This window comes from Candidatus Accumulibacter propinquus (genome assembly GCF_056856495.1).
In genome coordinates this window covers 375,827-400,959 of sequence record NZ_JBSEHC010000003.1, presented here as the reverse complement: position 1 = coordinate 400,959, position 25,133 = coordinate 375,827, and the positions used below count along the sequence as shown (strand labels likewise).

The window sequence follows — 25,133 nt, the reverse complement described above, 5'->3', positions numbered from 1 at the left end:
CAGCTTCGCCCACGCTCTTTTGATGCCTGCCGGAAACTTTCCTACTTCTCAGTTCTCAATAGCGACTGACCGTCAAAATAGTTGACAAGAATGCCAAAAAAAGAAATTCATTGAATCAGGCGAAAACGTGTAGATCACTGAGCATGCCAATACAGAACTTGCGACCACTTGTGCCGGCTTTCCTGCAACCCCTTCAGCAACCCATACGTGCATTGCCCATCGCGTGCTGTAGAACGGGCTCCATGCTTCAGTAAGTCTAACATTGGGACCTCAGCAGCACTTGAGAAGTTTGTCGCAGATCGCGGTTCGTGGTCAACCGCTGAGCACTTGCTGAGGAAGTCTCGGAAAGGCTGCCAGGGCCTCCGCACTCGGATAGCATAGTCAATTTCGTCATACCTTGCGAAGCAAAAACCGTTGCCAGCCATAAATTTATGCTAATAGCTTGTAAACCCGCGCGAAATCGGTTCTACTCTGGTCTTTTGGACGACAGAAATGACTCTGACGAGGGGGGCAAGCCTGATGTGCTGTTTCAGAGAAGTGGACGACCCGCGCAAACCCAGCAATGGGACGCTGCATGACTTCCTGGAGATTCTCGTGACGGCTATCGCAGCCGTGCTCTCCGACTGTGACACCATCGAAGACATCGCCCATTGGGGACGTGAGAAGGAAGATTGGTTGCGTCAGTTCCTGGTGCTCAAGAACGGCGTTGCCTCCGAGGAAACGTTTCTGCGCATCTTCCGAGCCCTCGACCCGAAGCAATTTCACATGGTCAGCGCCTTCGCGACGGAACTGGGCGTCGTTCTCGGCCAGGAAAAGGTCGCCAGCAAGAGCAATGAGATCACCGCCATCCCGGAACTGCTCAAGGCACTGTATATCCACGGATTGCTGGTCACCATCGATGCCATGGGGTGCCAGAAGAACATCGCCCGTCAGATCACGGACCAGGGCGGTGACTACCTGCTGGCGGTCAAAGGCAATCAGCCGACGCTGCTGGACGCTATCGAGACGGAATTCATTGACCAGTCCCCATCGGAAGAAGCCGACCGTCACCGCCAGGTACACCCGTCCCATGGTCGGATCGTCGCTCAAGTGGCCTCGGTGCTGCCCGCAGAAGGGATCGTTGATCTGGCCGATTGGCCCCAATGCAAGACGATTGCTCTGGTCGATTCCCTGCGCAAGGTCGGCGAGCATGAGTCGAAGCTTGAGCGGCGCTACTACATCAGCTCTCGTGAATTGACGGCCGAACAACTCGCCGCAGCGGTGCGGGGCCACTGGGGCATCGAGAACCGCCTTCACTGGGTGCTCGATGTCAGCTTTGGCGAGGATGCCAGCACCGTACGCAAGGACAACGCCCCACAGAACCTCTCTCTCCTGAAGAAAATCGTTCTCAACCTGATTCGTTTGGATACCGCCGACAAGATCAAGACCAGCTTGCGCTTGAAGCGCAAGCGCGCCGCTTGGAAGGACGACGTCCGGATGAGAATACTGGGCTTCACCTCGCAAGGACATCCGAGCGCGGAATCCATGATGAAATATAGTAGTTACGAATCATGCCGTTATGCGACCTTGATCATATGATATCCGAGTGCGGAGGCCCTGGAAAGGCTGCAAAGGCTCTCAAAGACGCTGAACAGATGTTCGCGTACGCCAGTACGCTGCTCGTTTACCCATTGCCCTGCTCCAAAGCTGGTGGTTTTTGGCATTCCGAAGGCAAGAAGAACGTTTCTCCGCTTTCAGGGCAGACGTGCTCGTTTGGGTTACGCACAACAGACGTCGAGCATCATAGGGTGCTTCGCCAACCAGTGCAATACGCTGATGCCCTACCTTGCCCAAGGTCACATGGTTTGATCTGTGACCACGTAGGGCAAGCCAGAACGTTCTACTCCTGTCTGAGGAGGTGATCGCTTCTCCAGGCGATACTGACCCCGGGTGTCTGCGCGTCAATGGCGATGAGAGTGACACCGGACACTGTCAAGGTGGGGCCGAAGCAGTGGTACCGGGTGACGAACTGGTCGGAAGACGACCGGGAGTTAAGTCAACCGGGGCAAACTGACGTTTCGGTTTGACGAGACGAGCATTCGGGATCAGTGGACGCCCGCACCACCGCCGGGGGGTGGCCAGCAGAGCTTACTCGGAAACCGCCATCCAGAGACCTGGCAGACGATCGAGAGGCTGACGAAGCTCACATCCGGGCGGCTAACCTCAGCACCTTCACCGCCCTCGGGATGTCCCATCGGTCCGGATAGGGCAAATTGCGCCTAATGCACGAAGCAGGACGGAGATAGGGTGCACTCATGCCGAGCATGAGAAGTCCAGCCCTATGGAATATTAGTAATATCTAATTTTTACCAACGCCGTACACGAAAAGCTCGCTGAAACCCATCCATAGCAAGTGAATCAACTTGCGTTTTAATAAATACCATATATAAGATCTATAAAAACAAAGTAAAGGCCAAGTCTGTGGATAACTATAAGTTATCCAATTTATTCAAAAGCCTACTTGTCTTTTACATGAGTGCAGAACAGCCGTACTGAGCTGTGGGCAAAAACTGATAACTTATGCACAGGAGCCCGATACGCACCTTGTCCACCTTTTGTCAGCTCTTTACACACAGAGTTCTACAGGGATCATTTGCCTTTCAGGAATTGCAGATTATCCCATATGTCATGTTATGGTTCGTAGTCCCTGGTGCTCGAGTCTGCGCAGGAGCGTAGTAACAATCCAGGACATTTCCACTCGGAATGCACATTTTAGGACACATTTTGGGACTACTATTTTTCTCTTGACCACTTGCCGTTCGTCTCTGTGGTTTGCTCTCGACAGCCAGCGAACGCCCGTCATCTCCCCGACCCTTTGCCGAGAAATGTAATGACTGCAACCGACGAAATCCTGGCCATTCCGTTGTGGATCAACGGCCACGCCTACCTGACCATGGCGCCGGCCTTTCTCGATGTCTGCGATCCGCGCAATGGCCAGGTCAGGCGCCGCACGCCATTGTGCGGCGAACTTGAAGCGCGGGCCGCTGTCGAGGCCGCGCGGGCAGCCCTGGCGGCCTGGTCGGCGCAGACCGTTGGCCAGCGTGCCGCGCTGTTGGCGGCGCTTGGTGATGCTCTGGCGGAATACGGAGGACACTTTGCCGCGTTGATTGCCGAGGAAACCGGTCAGCAGGTCGAAGTAGCGGCTGTCGAGGTGGGCAATGCCGTAAGCCTGCTGCGGGCGGCAGAAGGGGGTATCGCGGCAAGCGCTGGCGGCAGCGTCGTCGCGATCGTCAGCGACCAGCACGCGCCTTTGCTGGGACCGCTGCAGCGTGCCGTGCCGGTACTGCTTTCAGGGGCGACCGTGGTGCTCAAACCGAGCCCGAGGGCGCCTTCTGCCGCCTTTGCCCTGGCCGAACTAACGGCGCGCAGCGGCTTTCCGGGCGGCGTTTTCAATATCCTGCACGGCGACCAACTGGCCACCGAAGCCCTGTGTGCCTCGAAGGAGGTGAGCCTGCTGCTCGTTGTCGGCGAGCCGGCCTTTGATGCCAGGGTGGCGGCCATCGCCACCCGTCACGGCAAGCCTTTTACGGACTGAAACGGCATGCACCGGATTGTCTACCTTGAACGTGCGTCGATTATTGCCGAAGTGCCCCGCCCAAATTTTCCCCATCACTGGGTCGAATATGCGCAAACCCTGCAGCCACAGGTCGAGGAGCGGCTGGCAGGGGCGACGATCGTGATCGTGAACAAGCTGCAAATCGGCGCCGAACTGATCGCCGCGCTGCCAGCGTTGAAGATGGTCGCCGTCGCGGCAACTGGGACCAACAACATCGATCTTGCTACCTGCCGCGCACGCGACATCGTGGTCTCGAATATCCGCGGCTACGCCATGCATACGCTTCCCGAGCATGTCTTCGCGCTGCTGCTGGCGCTATCGCGCAACATTCTGGCCTATCGGGAGTCAGTGGCAGCCGGCGCCTGGCAGCGTTCCGGGCAGTTCTGCTGCTTCGACCACCCGATTCGCGACCTGCACGGTGCGGTACTGGCGATAATCGGCAGCGGCAGCCTGGGGGAAGCGGTGGCGAGACTGGCGGAGGCCTTCGGGATGCGCGTCCTGCGCAGCGAACGCAAGGGCGTTTCGAGCGTGCGTCCGGGCTATACACCGTTCGAGCAGGCCTTGCGTGAGGCGGACGCAATATCGCTGCACTGCCCTTTGACCGAGGAGACGAAAAGTCTCATTGGAGTGACCGAGTTGCGCGCCATGAAGCCTTCGGCACTGCTGATCAACACCGCGCGTGGTGGTCTGGTCGATGAGGCGGCGCTGGCTAACGCCCTTGAGCAGGGCTGGATCGCCGGCGCGGGTTTCGATGTCTTGACTGTCGAGCCGCCGAGTGCCGGCAATGTCCTGCTGACTCCGCAACTGCTCGCACTTCCCAATTTTCTGCTGACACCGCATGTGGCCTGGGCGAGCGGGCCTGCAATGCAGACCCTGGCCGATCAGTTGACCGCCAACCTGGAAGCTTTTGCCCGCGGCGTGCCGCAGAACCGGGTCGCCTGAGTTCGGCTCGCCGGCGGTCACTAACTTACTGTCGGGCCATCCAGCCTGATAATTGCTGCCCCGGCAGCAATGGCCCAGCGCGCACAGAGCAAAGCCTCGTTCTGATTGATGGGTAATCGGATCAGCGTGGCGCACCACGCTGTTGTTGCCGGGTGCTTAATGTGAAAGAACCCAGTCTCCAAGCGCACGGGTACCTGACCGCGAGCGGTCATGGAGATCGGTTGTCGTGAATCAAGCGGCTGCGGGGATGAAGCCGAAGCGAGTTAGCGCCTTGATCCAGCGAGAGGCGTTGCGCTGCACGGAGAGCTGCTCATAGTTGGTGGCGGAATCCCGGTAATGTTCGCCACGCTTGAGCATGAAAAAAATGGTGCGCAACATTTTGTGAGCCAAAGCGACGATGGCGCGTTTGTGACCACGACGAACGATCAACGACTGGAACTTGGCCTGGAACGCCGATTTTGTGCGGCTGGCGGCGTGAGCGAACTCACAGAGGAGTCGGCGGACGTAGGGATTGCCCTTGCGGACGCGTCCCGATTTGCGCTTCCCGGCCGACTCGTTGTTGCCCGGACAGAGGCCAACCCAGGAGGCTAGGCGGTCCGAGGTGCCGAAGACGCTCATGTCGCTGCCGATCTCGACGAGCAGCATGGCGGCGCCGATGAGATCGACGCCAGGTAAGGTTTGCAGCAGGGCGAGCGCATTGTGCTCGCTCGCCAATTCGGCGAGCAGGCGGGCGTCGAAACGGGCGATGCGCGCTTCGAGTTCCTCGATATGCCGCAATAGTTCGTCAAGAACGAACACGTGACTCGCGGTCAATTCGCCCTGCAGGGCATCGTGCAATTCCTCGCGGCTGGCTTTGAGACGTCGACTGGCGCGTTGAAGAACCTCATGCGGAGCCTGCCCCCGGAGAATCCCCTTGATCATCGCGCGTGCCGACTGACCATGGATATCGCTGACCACCACGCCCAGACGGATGCCGGCATCGGTCAGCACTTTGTGCATGCGGTTCTTCTCGGACGAGAGCAGCCCGACGAGCTTCTGCCGTTGCCGGGCGATCAGACGCAGTTCGCGCAGTTGGGCCGGCGGCACGAAAGACCCTCGGAGCAGACCGGCTCGCGCCAGGGTGGCCAGCCACTGGGCATCTCCAACATCCGTCTTGCGTCCCGGCACCTGCTTGACGTGACGGGCATTGACCACCGTCGCCCGGATACCGACCGCCTCCAGCGCCGCATACGGACTCTTCCAGTAGATGCCCGTGCTTTCCATGACGACTTCGTCCGGATCAAGCGCCGCCGCCCAGACCGCCAGCTCCCGCCGGTCCCGTTTGAACGCGCCAAATTGCCGCTGCTCGAGTCGTGTCTCGCCGCCCGATTCCTCGATGATCGCGCACGCCGTGACCTGGGCCTGATGAATATCCAGCCCAATGACCCGCTTGTGGATCGGAACCAGTTCCATACCGTCTCCTTTCGCCATAAACTTGAACGCGGGAGGCGGTGGGTGCCAGAACCGAAATTGCCTGAAGGCGACAGGTCGCCAACGGCCCTTTTAATGTGTGCGCTCGATGGCAGCAATCCGGGGTACGAGTCGGTTCAGCGGGTCACGTTAGCTTGCGGGGTCGAGCCGCCAAAATGTTGCGCGACCTCTACCCGCCGCTTCCCAACCCGCATCTTCTTTCATCATCCGGGGCGGCGGCAACTGCAATGACCGTTAGCGGAGACCTACGTTGCGCGCCACGCCTTCGGTCAAAGCGAATTGGTAGGCGTACCGCGTGCTCGGCAGGCGCGGTCGTGGCCTGACGACGTTGGCGCAATTCAGCCATCGACAGCGCACCGCGCTGGCGCAATAGTCGCAGATGGTCGGGGCGGCGCTTTCCATGCTTCACCGCAAGGCGGTCAAGGTAACCAAGCCAGGCGTCCATGTCTGACCTCTCGACTACGGTTGCCTCCTCGGGCAGATTCATGCTCCACACCTCGTACCGGTAGGCGAAATCGGCCCAGTCATAGAGCGACTCGCCAAGGGTTTCCATTTCCAGGACATCTGGGTCGGCGCCGGCACCCAGGGTGATGCGCAGCAAAGCATTCGGATCGGCGCCGCCGTTCAACAAGATGCGTAACATCTCGGTGTCCATATTCAGAATCGCCATGAAAAGAGGACTCGAGCCATCTTTACTGAGACCACATGGGTCTGCACCAAGCCGCAACATTTCCTGAACCACCCTGTACTTGGGCGCTTCGGGACAGTACTCGAGTTCGCTGATCACCAGTTCCAGCAGCGTATCGCCAAACTGGTCCCTGCCATTCAGGTCCAGGCCCTCGGCAACCTGGGCACGCATTGCGTCGATATCGCCCGCACACGCACTCGATACGAAGGCCCTGATCTGCTGTTCGCGGTCACCATGCGGTGCCAGTTTGCTGTCTCTCATCCGAAGTCCTTTTCTCGATGTTGCAGGCAATTGGGTGCGGCCGATTCCTGAAATGGTGTGCCCACAGGGTGGGCCAACGTTCAACGTTTCATGTGAGCGTCAGCAGGCCATTGCCGATCTCCCCTGCTCATGGTCTTGTACATGTTGTGACTACAGAACCGGGCAGGTGTTCGATCGAGGCCGATAGCCGTGGCCAGCCGCGAGGCCTTTCTCTGCCACGGGAACTTCGTGTTGGATGGCAACTGTCATCGACGTGGACGTTTTCCCCCTGTCGTGGGTACACGCCGCTGCAGGCATCAGGGATCGCTTGGCGGATACTGCAGTCTGTGGCCTGTCAGCATTTCTGTCGAGCATGTTGGCAAGTCCTCACTCGGGCTCCAGATTCACATTCTGTCGTTCCGAAGCGACTGCTGCCAGTGGAAAAGCTCCTGTCGGGAGCGGGAAAAACTCCCGGTGTAGGGGTCAGCAAAGCCGCCACCGCGGGTGCGCGCCCTGGAAGCCGATGACCTCGCCGCAGTCATTGCAGAATATTTTCAGCGGTTGTCGAAGGAGCGCGAGAGATCCGTGGCAGCCCCAGGCACCTTGAAGCGCCGGATGACAGAAATCAACAAGAAGACCGCTAAACTGGCTGACCTGCTGACCAAGACCACGGATTCAAGCGGCGTTACTGCGGCAAATCGAATCGTTGGAGAAGGAGCGCGACGGCATTGGGCTCAAGCTGGCGTCGATGGAATCGGAAAGGACCGCGATGAAGGTGTGTGCAGACATCACGCCGGACACGGTGCGCAGACTGCTTCGAACCATTCTGACTGAACTGAACGACTACCCGGAGAGGTTGCGTGACGAGATCCACCAACTGATCGATCGGGTCGAATTGTCGCCAGAAACCTTCGATGCGGTGCCGAAATACAGCATCAGCCCGCTCGTTAAAAGCGGCGAACTGGTGGCGTCCCCACGGGGATTCGAACCCCGGTACCTACCGTGAAAGGGTAGTGTCCTGGGCCTCTAGACGATGGGGACCCGGAAAGAATCTTCTCTCGACTTGCTGGTGGAGGTACGCGGGATCGAACCGCGGACCTCTTGCATGCCATGCAAGCGCTCTCCCAGCTGAGCTATACCCCCTCGAAAGAAGAGCGAATTATAGGGGCGCGGTAGACGCTTGTAAAGCGAAAGGATTCAGCCGATCGGGCTGTCAGCTTTGCCATCAACTATTGCCGAGACCTCTACCCAGTCACATTCGCCGACGATCCCCAGCAAACGGCGGAGATTTCGTGCCCGCTGGCGTTTGCTGAGCCCACTGGCGCGGATCCGGACATCCGCGATGTCGATTAGACCAAGCTGTTGGTCAGGCATGTAAACGACGTTACCCAAGTGTAACGAGCGAAAGTACACCCCGCAATCGTGCAGATGGATCACAAAACGCGTAAAGGCAGTTCGGAGCTCCCTTTCCTGATCCTTTTCGATTCCCTCCCGACAAATCTCACGTAGCGTCCTCCCGACCAGTGGATGGTAGTGCACCGCGTCACGGGCAAGGGAAGGAATTCGCACGACGTCAATGATCTGCGGCACCGGAATGCCGAGTCTATAAAGAGCTGCAGCGTTGTCAGCAAAACGTTGTGCATACGGATACCAGGCCGCCGACGAGAACAAGCGCTTGCGGCGGAAAAGTTTCAGCACGGTTCCGTCAGTCAGAAGTAATACCTTTTCGCCGAAGCTGTCCGCTTCAAGAACGGTCGCGCCGGCGCGCATCGCCAGGTAGTCATCATGCTCCAGTGTGTTCACTTGGCGTTCCTGCTCAAAAACCTGAAGTTTACCCACTTGTGCAAAGCCGATGCCGTACTTCTGCCCAATCCATTTACCTTGATCTGAAGAAGGGGTGTTGCGCGCTCTCGATGCCAGTAACGGAGCCACTGGGTTAGCGGAGAGCCGACAGACCGATGACACCTGAGCCTCTGCCGACAAGTCAATCCGGGGACCGGTATACTTCCCGTACCACCATCCCGAACAGGCCGACTCCCATGAACTTTATCGCTCAACTCAATGCAGCTTGGCACGACCGTAACAGTTTGCTGTGTGTCGGCCTCGACCCGGACCCGGCGCGTTTCCCAAGCCAGCTGAAGGGCAAACCAGAGGCCATCTTTGAATTCTGCCGGTCGATCGTCGACGCAACAGCCGACCTCGTCTGTTGCTTCAAGCCGCAGATTGCGTATTTCGCCGCGCACCGCGCTGAGGACCAGCTCGAAGCGCTGATTCACCATATTCACACGCAACACCCGGCAACTCCAGTGATCCTTGATGCCAAGCGTGGCGACATCGGCAGTACCGCCGAGCAGTACGCGGTCGAAGCTTTCGAACGCTTCAAAGCCGACGCGGTCACCGTAAATCCGTACATGGGGCGGGATTCGGTTGCTCCTTACCTGGCATACCCTGAAAAAGGTGTGATCTTGCTTTGTCGTACCTCGAATCCGGGCGGTAGCGATCTTCAGTTGCTAGACGTCGGTGGTGAAAGGCTCTACGAACGCGTGGCGCGACTGGTGAGCACCGTCTGGAATCACAACGGCCAGTGCGCGCTGGTGGTCGGCGCTACCTTTCCCGAAGAACTCGCCCGCGTTCGCGACCTGACGCACGACATGCCGCTGCTCGTTCCCGGCATCGGCGCGCAGGGCGGCGATATCGAAGCGACGGTACGTGCCGGGTGCACTGCCAGCGGTGGTTTGATGATCAATTCCTCGCGAGCCATCCTTTACGCAGGGACTGGTGAGGAATATGCCGAGACCGCCCGGAATATCGCGCAGAACACACGCGACGCCATCAACCGCTACCGTGCATGACTAACGCGAGGCATGCAGGTGCACCCAAGAGTCGCAGGTCAAACGTCGATGTTGCGTGCAGCCAAGGCATTCGTTTCAATGAAACTACGACGTGGCTCCACGAGCTCGCCCATGAGAGTACTGAAAATTTCGTCGGCACCGATGGCATCTTCGATCTGAACCTTGAGCAAGCGACGTACCTTCGGATCCATGGTCGTTTCCCAGAGTTGCGCGGGATTCATTTCGCCGAGGCCTTTATACCGCTGCTTGGTGACGCTTCGCTCGACTTCGCTGAGCAACCACTGCATGGTTTCAGCAAAACTGCTCACGGCTTTCTTCTTGTCGCCGCGGACGACAAAAGCTCCAGGACCGAAGAGACCTGCGAGAATGTCGGCTGTCTTGCGGAGTTGGGCATAATCGCCACTGACCAACAAGTCCTCATCAATGACACCCAGCTTGAGATTGCCATGCAGGATCTTCTCGAGACGCAGTTGCCAGCGTTCGTGGGCGGTATCATAACGAGCAATGATATTGATTCCCAACTTGCTGCCCACGGCCTTCATCAGGGCATTGGCACTGGCCACGGCCGATGACTCGTCGGTCAGGTCCACCTTGAGGTTGCCATCGATCAGTGCATGTAGCACTTCCGGGTTGATCAGGTGAGAAAGACGGTTGATGACCGCTTCAGCCAGCAGGTATTCTCTCGCCAACTCTTCCAATGCAGTACCAGCAATCTCCGGAGCATCCGGACGTGACGTCAGGACCGAGCCTTCGAGAGCCAGGGTCAACAAGAACTGTTTCAGTGCCGTGTCGTCCTTGATGTAACGTTCGGTCTTCCCGTGTTTGATCTTGTAAAGTGGCGGTTGCGCTATGTAGATATGGCCACCTTCGACGAGCTCCCGCATCTGCCGATAGAAAAAGGTGAGCAACAACGTCCGAATATGCGCCCCATCAACGTCGGCATCGGTCATGATAATCAATCGGTGATAGCGTAACTTCTCGGGTTTATATTCGTCCTTGCCGATACCCGTGCCCAGCGCAGTGATCAGGGTGACAATCTCCTGCGACGAAATCAGCTTGTCAAAACGCGCTTTCTCGACATTCAGGATCTTTCCCTTGAGCGGCAGAATCGCCTGGAACTTGCGATCACGACCTTGTTTGGCGGAACCACCGGCAGAATCACCCTCAACCAGATAGAGCTCGCACAGGGCCGGGTCCTTCTCCTGGCAATCCGCCAGCTTGCCGGGCAGACCAACCCCGTCGAGCAGACCCTTGCGACGCGTCATTTCCCTGGCCTTGCGCGCCGCGTCGCGCGCGCGCGCCGCTTCGACAATCTTTCCGGTGATCACTTTGGCATCGATTGGACGTTCCTGCAGGAACTCCGTGAGTTTTGCCGCCACGATCTCCTCGACCGCCGGGCGTGCTTCAGAGGAAACCAGCTTCATTTTCGTCTGCGAAGCAAACTTGGGATCCGGCATTTTCACGGACAGCACGCAGGCCAGACCTTCGCGCATGTCATCGCCGCTGATGTCGACCTTGGCCTTCTTGGCAATCTCGTGTTCTTCGATGTAACGATTGATGACCCGTGTCATGGCTGCACGCAAGCCGGTCATGTGCGTCCCACCATCGGCTTGCGGAATGTTATTGGTAAAACACAGCACCTGTTCGGCGTAGCTGTCGTTCCACTGCATTGCTACTTCCACACTGATCACCCCGTTGCCGTTCACGGAATCACCACTGGCGTAGAAGATATTTGGGTGCAGAATCGACTTCGTACGATTGATGTACTCGACGAAACCCTTGACCCCACCCAGGAAAGCGAAATTCTCCTCCTTGCCGGTACGCTGGTCGTTGAGACGAATCTTGACACCGTTATTGAGAAATGAGAGTTCGCGCAACCGTTTGGCAATGATTTCGTAGTGGAACTCGACCTGGCCAAAGATCTCTTCGTCAGCCATGAAGTGAAGCTCCGTTCCGCGCTTTTCGGTATCGCCGACAACCTTGAGCGGAGATACCTCGACGCCTCTCTGGACCTCGATCAGTCGATCGACAACAACCCCCCGATGGAATTCCACAAAATGCTTCTTCTGCTCACGCCGGATGGTCAGGCGCAACCACCGGGAAAGAGCATTCACACACGACACGCCGACTCCATGCAGGCCACCGGACACCTTGTACGAGTTCTGGTTGAACTTGCCGCCCGCGTGCAGAACGCACATCACGATCTCCGCTGCCGAGCGCTTCGGTTCATGCTTGTCGTCAAACTTGACACCGGTCGGAATGCCGCGACCGTTGTCGCTTACCGAGATCGAGTTATCCGCGTGAATGGTGATAACGATATCGTCACAATGGCCGGCCAGGGCCTCATCAATGGCATTATCAACGACTTCGAAAACCATATGATGCAGACCGGTCCCGTCAGAAGTATCCCCGATATACATTCCGGGACGCTTGCGCACCGCTTCCAGGCCCTCAAGCTGCTGTATGCTTGATTCATCGTAGGCAAACTGCTCGTTTTCTTCAGTCATCGTGAATCCAGTATCTCTTTCCTGTTGAACCGCTATTGCATCATCATGCGCTGTTGAATATCCAGTCAAATACGCATTGGCATGACCACATATTTGAATCGGTCGTTTCCTGGAATGGTCAGCAATGCACTTGAATTGGCGTCATTGAAGCCCCAGGCAATCTTTTCCTCAGACGTGTTGTTCAAGACATCAAGTAGGTACGAGACGTTGAAACCGACATCAAGAGGATCACCGTTGTAATCAACCTCGATTTCTTCCTGGGCTTCTTCCTGCTCGGCATTCGCGACCATGATCTTCAAGCTGCCGTCCGAAAGTACCAGGCGAACACCACGGAATTTCTCGTTGGTCAGGATGGCAGCCCTGATCATCGACTGCAGAAGTGCACTGCGATCCACAATAACGACATTCCTCAGTGTCGCCGGAATGACCCTCTGGTAGTCCGGGAATCTCCCGTCGATCAGCTTGGACACCAGATGAATCTGACCGAAGCGGAAGTGGACTTGCGTCGGCAATATCTCGACCGTCAAAGGTTCCTCGTTGTCTGACAGGAGGCGACTGAGTTCGATAACCGTCTTGCGGGGCAGGATCAATTCATGGCGTAGCCCGCGCTCCTGATCCAGACCTTCCGGGGCTTCGGACAGAGCCATGCTTGAGTAGGCCAGGCGATGACCATCTGTTGCCACTGTGCGAATCTCTTCACTATCAAGAAGCAATAGCAGACCATTGAGGTAGTAGCGAACATCCTGCGTGGCCATCGAATACTGGGTCTGTGACAGCAGGTGGCGGAACTGCTTTTGCGTGACGGTAAATCTCTTGATATCGCCATCGGACATTGCCATGCACGGAAAGTCTTCAGCAGGCAACGTCTGCAGATTGAAGCGGCTTCTGCCTGCCTTGACCTGTAGACGTCGCTCGTCGAGAACCAGGCTGACCTCCGAGCTTTCCGGCAGGGAGCGCAGAATTTCCTGCAGCTTTCGCGCGCCAACCGTTACCGCGCCGTCTCCCTCGCCGCTAGCGCCAGTGGTTGACGTGGTGATCTGGATCTCGATATCGGTTGCCAGCAGGGTCAACACGTCTCCCTTTTTTTCGAGTAGCACATTCGAGAGAATCGGTAGGGTGTGACGCCTTTCCACGATTCCGGAAACCGCCTGCAAGGGTGAAAGCAAGGTGTCTCGCCGTGTTTTAATAAGTAACATATATATAGATCCTATAAAAACTATAGTCTGGTCAAATCTGTTGATATCTTGTAATTTCTTTTTTAATTCAAGCAATTAATATGTAAATGCAAAGCTGCAGAAAGGCGGTATGAAGCTGTGGACAAAAACTCACAAGTTATCCACAGTCCCGCTCCATCGACTTTGTTCACTTTTTATCAGTGGCTTATCCACGGCTTTTCCCACCCGCTTCCTAGCCCTTCAGAACCTGCAGGAGAACGTGCACGTCGTGGTTAAGGTCGTTATCTCTGGCACGCAGTTCGTCGATGGTGCGTACGGCATGCAGAACGGTCGTATGATCACGGCCACCGAAGGCATCACCGATCGAGGGATAGCTCTGTGAAGTGAGATTTTTTGCCAACCACATGGCGATCTGACGTGGGCGAACGATGACCCGTGTTCTCTTTTTGGAGAACAGGTCGGCAACTTTGATCTTGAAATACTCGGCTACTGTCTTCTGGATGTTTTCGACCGTAAGTTGTCGGTTGACCGAACCGATGACGTCCTTGAGTGCTTCCTTGGCCAGATCAAGCGAGATCTGCTGCCCATGAAATGCAGAGTAGGCAAGCACTTTCTTGAGTGCCCCCTCAAGTTCACGAACGTTCGATCGCAGGTGCTTGGCAACGTAGAAGGCAACCTCGTCATTGAGCGCCACTCCCTCCATCTCGGCTTTCTTCTTCAAGATCGCGACTCGCATTTCCGTTTCCGGCGGTTCGATCTGAACCGTCAGGCCCCAGTCAAAGCGGGTGATCAGCCGATCCTCAAGGCCGGAGATATTTTTCGGATAGGTGTCGCTGCTGATCACGATCTGTTTTCTGGACTCACTCAGGGAGTTGAAAACATAGAAGAATTCTTCCTGTGTCCGGTTCTTGCCGTTAAAAAAATGTACATCGTCGAGTAGCAGGACGTCCAATGAACGATAGTAGCGCTTGAATACGTCAAATGACTTCTGCTGGTAAGCACGAACGACATCCGAATAGTAGTCTTCGGCATGTACATAGCGCACCACCTTGTCCGGATGATGCTCCAGGATCTGGTTGCCGATGGCGTGTATCAGGTGTGTCTTGCCGAGTCCGGCACCCCCGTAGATGAACAAGGGGTTGTAGGTTGCTTCACCAGGGCTGATCGAAACCTGCCGCGCAGCGGCGCGGGCGAGGTCGTTGCCTTTACCGACCACCAGTCCATCGAAGGTAAAGGTCGGAATCAGGCGTGTCTTTTCGTAGTTCGAGCGCTCCCTCTCGAGCGCCGACGTATTCTTGGCGGTTGCAGCGGTGGACGTTGCCGCCTGAGCAGCGATTGTTTTGCCGGGTGGGTTCGCAGCTGCGTTCGGCGGAGATGCTGCACGCGTTCCCAGAGTCAAGCTGATGTTTACCGGAACGGCAAAGTATTCGCTCCCGAGGGCCTCGATACGCGCCAGGTAGCGTTCCTTGACCCACTTCAGGATGAAGCCGTTCGGCGCGAGCAGACGTAAACCGTGGGCAAAATCATCCTCGCCTTCAAGGCGAAGAGGGCGGATCCAGGTATTGAATTGCTGTGGCGGGAGTTCCTGTTCGAACTGGCTTAAACAGGAGGCCCAAAAACTACTCATCGACAGTCATAGCGTGCAGTCCGATCGTGATGCCGCGGGGAATATATTTGATTTTAATGTTTTAAAGCAGTGACGTGTGTTGCCTTGTCACGGTCCTTCCGGTCGCCGAAAGATGGCGACCCAGGGGTGGCAACCGTTCGACCTGCCGCCCCGGGTCGTCTACCCGGGGACAGTGAAGCGCAAATTCTAACCCGTTGCCCGAAAGTTATCCACAGCATGGGCAAAAATATGGCCTTGACAAGGATCCGTCTGAGGTTGTCTAATTACATGTTTATCTTGCTTTGACTTCAAGGGCTTAACCATGAAACGTACCTATCAACCATCGGTTGTGCGCCGCAAGCGTACGCACGGCTTCCTTGTTCGCATGGCGACTCGCGGTGGTCGTGCCGTAATCAGGGCGCGTCGTGCCAAAGGTCGCCACCGCCTGGCCGTTTGAGCGACCAGCCTTCAGTCGCCGGTCTTCGCGCGGTATCCACTGCCGCTTTTCCGAAGCGTTACCGCCTGATCAAAACGGATGAGTACTCATCCGTTTTTGGTTTCAGGAGGGTGCTGAAAAGCAGGCATTTCCTGCTACATTACCGCCCTCGTAGCCCAGAGGAAGTGCCTGGGGCACGGCTCGGCCTGGTCGTCGCCAAGCGCTTTTTGCGTCGCTCGGTTGATCGAAACCTGGTCCGACGTCTGGCCCGTGAACAGTTCCGTCTGATGCGTGCCTGCCTTCGCTCCAGCGATTTCGTGCTGCGCCTGGCAGTCAGGCCACCCGTCCTTGACCGGCAAGCCATGGCGCAGGAGATCCGCGGTTTGTTGAGCAAGGCTGCCTTACCTCCACGATGAGCTGATGAAACACTTGTTGCTGGCGTTGATAGGTCTCTACCGATATGCGGTCAGCCCAATGCTCGGCCGTCGTTGCCGTTTTTTCCCAAGCTGTTCCGAGTACGCAGCCGAAGCCGTAGAAAGGCATGGTGCTGGCAAGGGCACTGCCCTCGCTCTGCACCGTTTGTGCCGTTGTCATCCGTGGAATGCTGGCGGTTTTGACCCCGTACCCTGAACAACAATCGAATCGTATAGGCCTTCATGGACAATCGACGCCTGCTGCTCCTGATCATCTTTTCTTTTTCCATGGTCATGCTTTGGGATGCCTGGCAGAAATACAGCCAGCCGAAGGCAATCTTGCCGGCACCCGTCGCAACGACAGCGGTGCCGCCCGCACCACAGCCTTCGGCGAATTTGCATGAACCGCGTCCGGCAGCGCCCGGAACGGCCGTCGCCACGACTGTCGAGACTGCCGAGAGAGTGACTGTCAGGACCGACCTGTTCGTCGCGGAAATCTCGAAGCAGGGAGGCGACATCGTGCGCCTCGAGTTCAATGCCTACAAGGACAGCGGCAACAAGGCCAAGGACTTTGCGCTCTTCGAGGCCAAACACCAGTATGTTGCCCAGAGCGGTCTGATCGGCGAGAGCCTGCCGAATCACCGAACCGTCTTTTCGACCGATGGCGGCAACAAGGAATTGACCGGCGATGCCAAGACCGTAGAGCTTCGCCTCGAAGCGCCGGCCAACAACGGCATCAAGGTCGCGAAAATCTACACCTTCACCCGTGGCAGCTACTTGATCAACATCGCGCACGAGATCGAGAACAGCAGCGACAAGGAAGTCGCGGCACATGCCTACTACCAGTTGCAGCGCGACACCAAGGCACCTGACGGCGAAAGTTCGATGGTTTCGACGTTCACGGGTCCTGCGGTCTATACCGATCAGGAGAAATTTCAGAAGGTCGCTTTTGAAGATATCGAGAAGGGCAAGGCGAAGTTTGCCAACAAGAGCGACAACGGCTGGATCGCGATGGTTCAGCACTATTTTGTCGCCGCCTGGATCCCCGACCCCGGTCTGGCCCGCGAGTTCTACATGCGCAAGCTCGAGAGCAGTGCCAACCCGGCCGTCTCGGCTGGCGTCATCGTGCCGGCGCCACTCGCGGCGCCAGGCTCCAGGGTCGCGTTTTCCGTCCCGCTGTACGCAGGCCCCCAGATTCAGGTCATTCTCGATCAATTGGCCAAACCGAAGAGCGAGGGTGGAATCGGTGCACAGGGTCTGCCGTTGGTCGTCGACTACGGTTGGCTGACGATCATCGCGGCGCCGATCTTCTGGTGCCTGGAAGCAATCTACAAGGTCGTAGGCAACTGGGGCTGGGCGATAGTCTTGTTAACGGTCGGCATCAAGCTGCTGTTCTTTCCGCTGTCGGCGGCGAGCTACAAGTCGATGGCCAAGATGCGTACCGTCACGCCGCGCCTGGTGGCCATGAAGGAACGCTACGGTGACGATCGACAGAAGCTCAACCAGGAGATGATGGCGCTTTACAAGCGCGAGAAAATCAATCCGCTCGGTGGTTGCCTGCCGATCGCGGTACAGATTCCCGTGTTCATCGCCCTGTACTGGGCGCTGCTGGGGGCCGTCGAAATTCGCGATGCACCGTGGATTCTCTGGATCACCGATCTGTCGGCGGCAGATCCCTACTATGTGATGCCGGTGATCATGGTGGTGACGATGCTGATCCAGACCAAGCTCAATCCGACACCGCCCGATCCCATCCAGGCCAAGGTGATGATGATGATGCCGTTCATTTTCGGCGCGATGTTCTTCTTCTTCCCGGCCGGTCTGGTGCTCTACTGGATAGTTAACAATATCCTGTCGATCGCCCAGCAGTGGCAGATCACCCGGATGATCGAAAGTGGCGGAAAAGCCGCCAACGACAGCACTGCCTGAGTCCGGCCGGGATACCATTGCCGCCATCGCGACCGCTGCCGGTCGCGCCGGCATTGGTATCGTCCGCATCTCTGGTCCAAATCTCGGCGAATTCGCCGCGGCCCTGAGCGGCAAGCGGCTTGCTGCGCGCGTTGCCACGCTCAGCGACTTCCGGGCCGCCGATGGCAGCACCATCGACACCGGCATCCTGCTGTATTTCCCCGCTCCATGTTCCTTCACCGGTGAGGACGTGCTTGAACTGCATGGACATGGCGGTTCGGTAGTCATGCAAATGCTGCTTGCGCGCAGCCTCGAACTGGGCGCCAGGCTGGCCGACCCTGGAGAGTTCACCCGCCGGGCCTATCTCAACGGCAAGATCGATCTGGCACAGGCCGAGGCGGTCATCGACCTGATCGACGCTTCGACCATTGCCGCCGCGCGTGGCGCCGTACGCTCCCTGCAGGGTGAATTTTCCAGGGAAGTGAAGGCGCTGCTCGCACAGTTGATCGAACTGCGGATGCTGGTCGAGGCGACCCTGGATTTTCCGGACGAGGAGCTGGACTTCCTCGAATCGACCGATGCCTTCGGACGTCTCGACCGCTTGCAGCAGCGTTTGACCCTGGTATTCGAGCGTGCCCAACAAGGGCATCTGTTGCAGGGTGGCTTGAATGTGGTGCTGGCCGGTCAGCCCAATGTCGGCAAGTCCAGCCTGCTCAATCGTCTTGCCGGCGACGAACTGGCAATCGTCACCCCGCTCCCCGGTACGACCCGCGATCTGGTGCGCAGCACACTGCAGATCGAAGGCATACCGCTGCATGTGATTGACACCGCAGGTTTGCGTGCCACCGACGATCAGATCGAGCAGATGGGGATCGAACGGACCTGGCGCGAAATCGAGCGCGCCGACGTGGTCGTCTTGCTGGTGGACGCCCGCGTCGGCCTTGACGAAGCTGACCGTACCATCCTTTCACAACTGCCGGCCCATCTTGCACGGCTCACCGTCTACAACAAGATCGACCTCGCAGCGCCGCCCGTCGACAGCCAGCCGCCCGGCGATGTTGCCACGATCTCCCTGTCCGCCAGGACTGGCGAGGGTGTGGAGCTGTTGCGCCGGGAGTTGCTGCGCATTGTTGGCTGGCATCCTGCCGAAGACGTTTTCATCGCCCGCGAACGCCATCTGCGCGCGCTCGCCGAAACCCGCCGCTGCATTGAGGTCGGGCGCGAGCGCTTGCCGCAACTGGAACTGTTTGCCGAGGAACTTCGGCTGGCTCAGTCGGCGCTGAGTACCATCACCGGCGAATTCACTGCCGACGATCTGCTCGGAGAGATCTTCGGGCGCTTCTGTATTGGAAAATAGCCAGGCTTTCGCGCGCAGCCGTTATCGATGCCCTTGCCGACAAACATGCACCGGCGCGGGATCAACTCCTCCAGTCATCGGCGGGTATACCCGAGCCCTGTCCTGGCGACCTCCGCCCCGTGCCGCCGGCCGGCGCCACCGGCCAGGATCACGCGATCTCAGGCATAAATCCCCGCGTTTCGCTCGGAGTAGCTTTCAAACACATGCTCGAACACTGCCGAGCATTTCTGGTTGTATAGCTCCGGCGTGTAGGCACGCGGTAGGCTACTATCGAGCGTGTCTTCAATGGTGAGTTTCAACTGCGAGCGCGCCGTTGATTTCTGCCGCCAGTTGAGCACCAGCAGCACCTTGAGCCGTGCCAGCAGTTCGCGGGCAGCCTTCTTCACCTCGGTTCGTTCCTCCGCCGACAATTCGGGGGCAGGCCGCGTCAGGATGTCGAAGATAACCAACTCTTCCTCGCTCATGTTCTCGCGTACATGGCGTTCCTGCTCGTAGTTCAGGCTATTGGACAAAGCCACCAGTTCAGCGAATAACTCCTCGATGCTGCGGCTGCCGGCGTTGTAGGTTTCGATCAGCGCCGCGAACTTTTCAGCGAAGTCAGCGCGGGTGCGGTTCAACTGGATCATTTTTTCCAACTGGGCGCGGATCGCGGCCTTGAGCACTTCGAGGTCGGTGTTCTTGTGCTTCGATTCCTTGAAGCGTTGCGCCAGCGCTTCGAAGTTGATCTTCGACAGGTCGAGCGCCGGCGGCCCCTGTTCGCGGATTTCGTGGCCGGTGATGGATTGATCGAGCAGGCCGTTGATCTGCCCCATCACCTGCGAAATGTCCGGCGGGTTCGGGTTGAGCTTGGCGCGGATGGCCTCAGCGTGGTCAGGCAGGCGACGCGGCTCGCGAATTCCAGCGCTGACGGGTCGGGTTTCACGGCACGGTAAAGCGTGCTAACCAAGCGCTCATGGGCAAAGAAGTCGCGGCGCAGCGGGTCGGGGGAGATCAGCGCGTTCATGCCGTCCTGGATGCGCGACAGACGCTCCAGGCTGCCGGCGGGTGTCGCTTCGATCTCGGCCAGCATCACGCCGTGCGCGGCGCAGAAAGCCGTGGCATCGGCTACCGCCTTGCGCAGCTCCTCGACCAGTTGTTGCTTGTCCCTGACCGGAGTCTTGCCGTCCTTGCCCGCACCGTAGATGGCCAGCGCCTTTTCCAGCGAGGCAAAGACGTTGGCGTAATCGACGATCACGCCGCTGTGCTTGCCGGGGAAGACGCGGTTGGCGCGGGCGATAGCCTGCATCAGCGAGTGGTTGCGCATCGGCTTGTCGAGATACACCGTCGAGCAGCTCGGTGCGTCGAAGCCGGTCAGCCACATGGCGCAGACAAAGACCAGGCGTAGCGGGTCGTCGGTGTCCTTGAACTTCTCGTCCAGCCCCGGCTGCGACTCGTTCATGCGCTTGCGGTGCGGCTCGATGTTGAGACCGAGCTGTTGCATTTGCTGGATTTCGTTCTGCGCCGGCGACACGATCACCGCCATGTCGGTGCTGGTCAGCACCGATAGCCTTTGTTTCAGTTCGGCCATGCGCGCATCGCGTCGTGCCTGTTCGGGCGTCATGCCGTGTCCCGCTGGATGGGGCTGGTAATGCAGTTCGCCCAGTTCCTTCTGTACCCGTGCCGTTGCCGCCGCCCAATGCCCCTTCACCTTGTCGTGCATGCGCAGCGCGGTGGCCTTGTCGATCGACACGACCATCGCCCTGCCGACCGCATTGGCCAACATTCCCCGGCCGAGGAAGTGCCGCACGATATCCCGCGCCACCGTTTCCAGCCGGTCGTCGCGAGTGATCAGATGGTATTGCCGCCCGAGCACCTTCTCCAGTCTGGCTTCCTGATCGGCGTCGAGCTCGGCTTCCTCGATCAGCCGGTAGATGTCTTCGTTGAGGTCGGGATTGACGAGCTGCAATTCCGGCGTGCGGTTCTCGTAGAACAGCGGCACGGTGGCACCGTCCTCGATGGACTGCTGAAAGTCGTAGATCGAAACGTAGTCGCCGAAGACCTCTTTGGTGCGTTCCTCGCCGGCGATCAACGGCGTACCGGTAAAGGCCAGGAACATCGCACGGGGCAAGGCGGCGCGCATGTTGAGCGCCAGCGTGTCGTACTGGCTGCGGTGCGCTTCGTCGGTCAGCACGATCACGTCCGAGCGGTCGCACAGCAACTCCGGCGTCTGGAACTTGTGCACCAGCGTGAACACGTAGCGGTGGTTGCCGCGCAGCAGTTCGCGCAGATGGGCGCCGCTGGCGGCGTGACAGGCGTCGCCCTCGGCCGCGCTCACCGCGCCGGTGGTCTTGAAAGTCCTGGCGATCTGCTCGTCGAGTTCGACGCGATCGGTAACAATGACAAACGTCCAGTTGCCGGAGAGCTTCCTCAGCACCTTCTGCGCGAAGAACACCATCGAGAAACTCTTTCCGCTGCCCTGCGTCTGCCAGAACACGCCGCCGCGCCCGTGGCCCAGCTTGCGGGCTTCGAGCATCTTGCGAACGGCGTTATTGACGCCGAGAAACTGGTGATTCTGGCCGATGATCTTGACCAGCCCCGCCTTGTGCTCGGAGAACAGCGTGAAATTCTCGACCAGATCGAGCAGGCGGGCGGGGTCGCAGGTGCCGCGCAGCATCACTTCCAGCGACACGCGGCGCACTTCGTCCTCGCGCTCGATGCGCTTCCACTCCACCCAACGCCCCCAGTCGGCGGTGAGCGAGCCGACGCGGCTGTCGGTGCCGTTACTGGCGATGAGCAGCGCGTTGCTCCAGAACAGCGCCGGAATCTGCTGCCTGTAGTGAGTGAGGTTCTCGTCGAAGGCGGCCCGCGCCGGCACGCCCGGTTTCTTGAGTTCGATCACCACCCACGGCAGTCCATTGACGAAGCCGACCAGGTCGGGCCGGCAGGTGTAGAGCGCGCCGGTGACGCTGAACTGGCTGACCAGCAGGAAGTCGTTGTTTTCCGGGTGTTCCCAATCGACGACGCGCAGGCGTTCGGTGCATTGACCACCATTCTGGCCGCCGTGTTCGCGGTCGGGTACGGACACCGTGATGCCTTCCTTGAGCAGCCGATAGACCTCGCGGTTGGCGGCCTCCAGACTCATCGCCGAGCGGTCGCGGGTCAGTTCGTCGATGGCGGTCTGGATCGCCTCCGGCGGCAACTCGCGATTAAATTGGCGCAACACCGCCTTCAGACGTTCGACCAGCACCACCTCGCCCCTGGTCTCGCGCCCCAACGTGCCGTCCGCGCCGAAAGTTTCTTCCAGCGCCGACACCGTTTGCCAGCCGAGCGTGGCAAACAGGCCGATGGCGGGTTGTTCGACGAGCTGGACTTCGGAGTAGGCGTGGGGACTCAAGGCTGATCGTCCGACAACGCCTGCTCAAGCTCCGCCACGCTCGGCACGCTACCTTCCAGCGCCTCGGGCAGGGAATCGACCAAACGCGTCACATAGTCCGAAACGCCGATGGGCTTATTCAAATCGCGCAGGGCATACTCGGCAATCACCCGATCCTTGCTGCGGCAGAGGATCAGGCCGATGGAAGGCTGGTCCCCCGGCTGCTTGAAGCGCTCATCCGCCGCCGAGAGGTAGAAGTTCATCTTGCCGGTTGCTTCCGGCGTGAATTCCCCGGCTTTCAAATCGATCACCACGAAACAGCGCAATGTCAGGTGATAGAAAAGCAAGTCGAGATAGAAATCGCGCTGGCTGACTTCAACATGCACCTGACGACCGACGAGAGCAAATCCAGCACCCAATTCCAGCAGGAACTTTTCCACATGCCGGATCAGCCCGTCCTCGACGGCGCGCTCGTTGGCGCTATCGCGCAGAGCCAGGAAATCGAAAAGATAGGGGTCCTTCGTGATTCCCTGGGCAAGATCGGACTGTGCCGGCGGCAAGGTTGCAGCGAAATTGCTGACCGCATTGCCTTGCCGGGCGTGTAGCTGCGACTCGATCTGGAGCGCCAGCACATTGCGAGACCAGCCGAACTCCAGCGTCTTGCTGGCATACCAGAGGCGGTCGGCAGGGGTATCCAGCTTGTGGAGCAACAGCAGATTGTGGCTCCACGGCAAGGAAGCAAAGGGTTCCGGAATCAGTGATGGCAAAGCTTTGTCGCCCGAATCTGTCACTGCGAGTGACAGATTTGATGCCTCCGTGGATTCTGTCACTGGCAGTGACAGAATCGTCGTGGCCGCCGCGTGAGCCGCGTAGAAGGCGCGCATCCGCCAAACGTTCAGCGGCGAAAATCCGCCAACACCGGGGAATGCGCGCTGCAAATCCGCCGCCAGGCGCTCTACCACCTTCTTGCCATAACCTTGCCTTTCCTGCGCTTGCAGGATCAGTCGCCCGATATCCCAATAGAGTGCGAGCAGCTCCCGATTGGCCGCCAAACCAGCCTTTATTCGGGCAACTTGCACCCGCGCCTTAATCTCGGCCAGGAGTGGGCCGTAATCGGCGGGCAAGGAAACAGGTTCAGCCATGACAGCACCTCCTGGCGTGATTCGAGCCGGTGCGGAACATGGTCCAACAGCTAGCTGGACAATTTCGTGAATCGTGCAAGCGTCTCTTGCACAAATCCGGCTGCGTGAAAAGTAGCCCAACGGCAAGGTCTACGGTGTCGACGTGGGTGCTCATGGCTCAGGCGACCTCGACCTCGATCTGTCCGGAGAGCAGGCGCGGCAGCAGCAGGTCGCGGGTGCTGCGGAGGTTTTGGATTTGCAGATAGAGCCTGTTGATGAGATTGAAGCTCGGCGAGACGATGGCAGAAAACTGCTCAAGTAGAGCGTGCGGAGGCAGTGCAATCTGGAAGTCGTCGAAGCATTGCTCCTGCACTCGCTGCCGTCCGGTTGCGCCAGACATGCTTTTTATCGCCAACCCGCGAAACTCCTCGCTACGTGCGAGGCAATAGACAAACTCAGGAGTCAGCGAACGTGACCGAAGCACAATGAATTCGGTCGAGCCAAACGCAACAGCATTTGCATCGGGCAAGAATTGGACAAACCCCGTTTTTCCATTTTCCAGGCATGGAGTGATGCGCGCGAAGAGCGTATCGCCGTTCTGAAACTTGGCCCCGCTGTTTCCGCAGCGAGCTTCAATGTCCGTGATGAGCATGGAGTCGGTCGAAAGGCATCCCATCGGCACGAAAGGCTTTTCGCCATCTCGAGGGATGACAACACGCGGGTTGACGTCCATGGCGTCGGTGACGCGCTTCACCTCCCACCCCTGCGGAATCTCACCGAGTGGGGATGCCACGCGCGGGTGGTTTTCGTGGCCGGGGAAGCGAAAGCGGACGAACCACTCGCGGTAGATGGCTCGGGCCATCGACTCCAGAATCTTGATGCGCCGCAGGCTGTTCTCGATGAGTTCGTCGTAGGCCGACAGGATGCCCGCGATGCGTTGTTGGACGGCGAGCGGGGGCACTTTGACCTTCACATCCGCAATTCGTGACGGTGCGGTGTGGCGAATCTTCGTTCCGCTGGCCGAGCCTCGAATCTGCTGGCGTACCGGCTTTGAGTTGAACAGGTAGTAAATGAAATTCTGGTCAGCCTGCTTTTGGTCACGAATCTGAATGAGGCCGAGTCGCTGGTTGTGCAGGTAAAGGCCGCTACGAGGAACGAGCGCGCTGCTTCCAAGTAGTCCCTCTGCCTGCTCTGTCATTGCGACAATGAGGTCGCCTCTGTTCAGCACATAGTCATCAGGGATCGGCCCGTTGTACCACTTCGCCTTTTCGGCTTTTTCTTTGAAGCCGCCTTCTTCGAGGAAATTACCCGGAGTTAGGACAACGTGCGTACCTGTGGTGGCGAAGTGTTCGCCGAGGAAGGCGAACCCATGCTTTACGTAGAGCAGGTCGCCAAGTTTGCAGTTGCGCCAGTCAGCCATTCTCACGGCCGCAGAATCCCCGCCACATTCGCGGCGATGGTCTGCTGCCGT

General features: G+C 58.4%; 18 protein-coding genes, 2 tRNA genes and 2 pseudogenes. 11 read left to right on the top strand and 11 right to left on the bottom strand.

The genetic code is table 11. The features are described from left to right. Window positions 1-519: 519 nt before the first annotated feature. From AC15MQ_RS07960 to AC15MQ_RS07950, 3 genes and pseudogenes are all read left to right on the top strand, one after another. A pseudogene (locus AC15MQ_RS07960) lies at window positions 520-1,491 on the top strand (ISAs1 family transposase); the annotation flags it as partial. Between the two features lie 1,378 nt (window positions 1,492-2,869). Then, entirely contained in the window at window positions 2,870-3,574 is a 705-nt protein-coding gene (locus AC15MQ_RS07955; RefSeq protein ID WP_287655381.1) for an aldehyde dehydrogenase family protein, read from the top strand. A 6-nt stretch (window positions 3,575-3,580) separates the two neighbouring features. Then, window positions 3,581-4,537 carry a D-2-hydroxyacid dehydrogenase gene (locus AC15MQ_RS07950; protein ID WP_483079831.1) on the top strand — a complete coding sequence of 319 codons (957 nt, stop codon included), beginning with the start codon at window positions 3,581-3,583 and terminating at the stop codon, window positions 4,535-4,537. 231 nt (window positions 4,538-4,768) lie between these two features. Here AC15MQ_RS07950 and AC15MQ_RS07945 read toward each other — a convergent pair whose 3' ends face one another. Further along, window positions 4,769-5,989: an IS110 family RNA-guided transposase gene (locus AC15MQ_RS07945; protein ID WP_332335577.1), complete on the bottom strand. Its 1,221-nt coding sequence runs from the start codon at window positions 5,987-5,989 to the stop codon at window positions 4,769-4,771. Window positions 5,990-6,176: 187 nt separating this feature from the next. Further along, on the bottom strand, window positions 6,177-6,956 hold the full coding sequence (locus AC15MQ_RS07940; protein WP_483079830.1) for an ankyrin repeat domain-containing protein: 780 nt from the start codon (window positions 6,954-6,956) through the stop codon (window positions 6,177-6,179). Between the two features lie 483 nt (window positions 6,957-7,439). Here AC15MQ_RS07940 and AC15MQ_RS07935 point away from each other — a divergent pair, with 483 nt between their 5' ends. Continuing rightward, window positions 7,440-7,769 (top strand): hypothetical protein, encoded by a 330-nt coding sequence (locus AC15MQ_RS07935; RefSeq protein WP_483079829.1) that lies wholly within the window; start codon window positions 7,440-7,442, stop codon window positions 7,767-7,769. Window positions 7,770-7,900: 131 nt separating this feature from the next. Here the strand turns inward: AC15MQ_RS07935 and AC15MQ_RS07930 are convergent. The 3 genes from AC15MQ_RS07930 to AC15MQ_RS07920 form a co-directional block, all read right to left on the bottom strand. Beyond that, window positions 7,901-7,976 (bottom strand) — tRNA-Glu (locus AC15MQ_RS07930). Between the two features lie 26 nt (window positions 7,977-8,002). After that, a tRNA-Ala gene (locus AC15MQ_RS07925) sits at window positions 8,003-8,078 on the bottom strand. A 54-nt stretch (window positions 8,079-8,132) separates the two neighbouring features. Further along, entirely contained in the window at window positions 8,133-8,867 is a 735-nt protein-coding gene (locus AC15MQ_RS07920) for a BUD32 family EKC/KEOPS complex subunit (RefSeq protein ID WP_483079828.1), read from the bottom strand. A 107-nt stretch (window positions 8,868-8,974) separates the two neighbouring features. Here AC15MQ_RS07920 and pyrF point away from each other — a divergent pair, with 107 nt between their 5' ends. Next, the gene (gene pyrF / locus AC15MQ_RS07915; protein ID WP_287655384.1) at window positions 8,975-9,787 is read left to right on the top strand and encodes an orotidine-5'-phosphate decarboxylase; all 813 of its coding nucleotides are present in this window, start codon (window positions 8,975-8,977) and stop codon (window positions 9,785-9,787) included. Window positions 9,788-9,825: 38 nt separating this feature from the next. Here the strand turns inward: pyrF and gyrB are convergent, their stop codons facing one another. The 3 genes from gyrB to dnaA all read right to left on the bottom strand — a co-directional run bounded on the left by gyrB (window position 9,826) and on the right by dnaA (window position 15,096). Beyond that, window positions 9,826-12,294 carry a DNA topoisomerase (ATP-hydrolyzing) subunit B gene (gyrB, locus tag AC15MQ_RS07910; protein ID WP_287655385.1) on the bottom strand — a complete coding sequence of 823 codons (2,469 nt, stop codon included), beginning with the start codon at window positions 12,292-12,294 and terminating at the stop codon, window positions 9,826-9,828. A gap of 65 nt (window positions 12,295-12,359) precedes the next feature. Beyond that, on the bottom strand, window positions 12,360-13,490 hold the full coding sequence (gene dnaN, locus AC15MQ_RS07905) for a DNA polymerase III subunit beta (protein ID WP_287655386.1): 1,131 nt from the start codon (window positions 13,488-13,490) through the stop codon (window positions 12,360-12,362). 211 nt (window positions 13,491-13,701) lie between these two features. After that, entirely contained in the window at window positions 13,702-15,096 is a 1,395-nt protein-coding gene (gene dnaA, locus AC15MQ_RS07900; RefSeq protein WP_287667389.1) for a chromosomal replication initiator protein DnaA, read from the bottom strand. A 301-nt stretch (window positions 15,097-15,397) separates the two neighbouring features. On the opposite strand from dnaA, the gene rpmH reads away from it, so the two are divergent. From rpmH to mnmE, 6 genes are read left to right on the top strand one after another with little or no spacing between them, the layout of a single operon-like run. After that, a complete protein-coding gene (rpmH, locus tag AC15MQ_RS07895; protein WP_091932639.1) occupies window positions 15,398-15,532 on the top strand; it encodes a 50S ribosomal protein L34 in 135 nt (44 codons plus the stop codon). Beyond that, entirely contained in the window at window positions 15,529-15,927 is a 399-nt protein-coding gene (rnpA, locus tag AC15MQ_RS07890; RefSeq protein ID WP_287655388.1) for a ribonuclease P protein component, read from the top strand. Before rpmH ends, rnpA begins: the two co-directional genes overlap by 4 nt. Before the next feature lie 4 nt (window positions 15,928-15,931). Then, on the top strand, window positions 15,932-16,141 hold the full coding sequence (gene yidD, locus AC15MQ_RS07885) for a membrane protein insertion efficiency factor YidD (protein WP_287655389.1): 210 nt from the start codon (window positions 15,932-15,934) through the stop codon (window positions 16,139-16,141). Beyond that, window positions 16,053-16,328 carry a hypothetical protein gene (locus AC15MQ_RS07880; protein ID WP_287667569.1) on the top strand — a complete coding sequence of 92 codons (276 nt, stop codon included), beginning with the start codon at window positions 16,053-16,055 and terminating at the stop codon, window positions 16,326-16,328. Before yidD ends, AC15MQ_RS07880 begins: the two co-directional genes overlap by 89 nt. Continuing rightward, window positions 16,213-17,853 carry a membrane protein insertase YidC gene (gene yidC, locus AC15MQ_RS07875; RefSeq protein WP_287667557.1) on the top strand — a complete coding sequence of 547 codons (1,641 nt, stop codon included), beginning with the start codon at window positions 16,213-16,215 and terminating at the stop codon, window positions 17,851-17,853. The genes AC15MQ_RS07880 and yidC overlap by 116 nt, the downstream gene beginning before the upstream one ends. After that, complete coding sequence (gene mnmE, locus AC15MQ_RS07870) at window positions 17,819-19,189, top strand: tRNA uridine-5-carboxymethylaminomethyl(34) synthesis GTPase MnmE (RefSeq protein WP_483079827.1); 1,371 nt, start codon at window positions 17,819-17,821, stop codon at window positions 19,187-19,189. The genes yidC and mnmE overlap by 35 nt, the downstream gene beginning before the upstream one ends. Before the next feature lie 158 nt (window positions 19,190-19,347). Here the strand turns inward: mnmE and AC15MQ_RS07865 are convergent. From AC15MQ_RS07865 to AC15MQ_RS07855, 3 genes and pseudogenes are all read right to left on the bottom strand, one after another. Beyond that, a pseudogene (locus AC15MQ_RS07865) lies at window positions 19,348-22,562 on the bottom strand (type I restriction endonuclease subunit R). Then, the gene (locus tag AC15MQ_RS07860) at window positions 22,559-23,683 is read right to left on the bottom strand and encodes a PDDEXK nuclease domain-containing protein (protein ID WP_483079826.1); all 1,125 of its coding nucleotides are present in this window, start codon (window positions 23,681-23,683) and stop codon (window positions 22,559-22,561) included. Before AC15MQ_RS07860 ends, AC15MQ_RS07865 begins: the two are co-directional and overlap by 4 nt. A gap of 157 nt (window positions 23,684-23,840) precedes the next feature. Next, complete coding sequence (locus tag AC15MQ_RS07855; protein ID WP_483079825.1) at window positions 23,841-25,082, bottom strand: restriction endonuclease subunit S; 1,242 nt, start codon at window positions 25,080-25,082, stop codon at window positions 23,841-23,843. Between the last annotated feature and the right edge of the window lie 51 nt (window positions 25,083-25,133).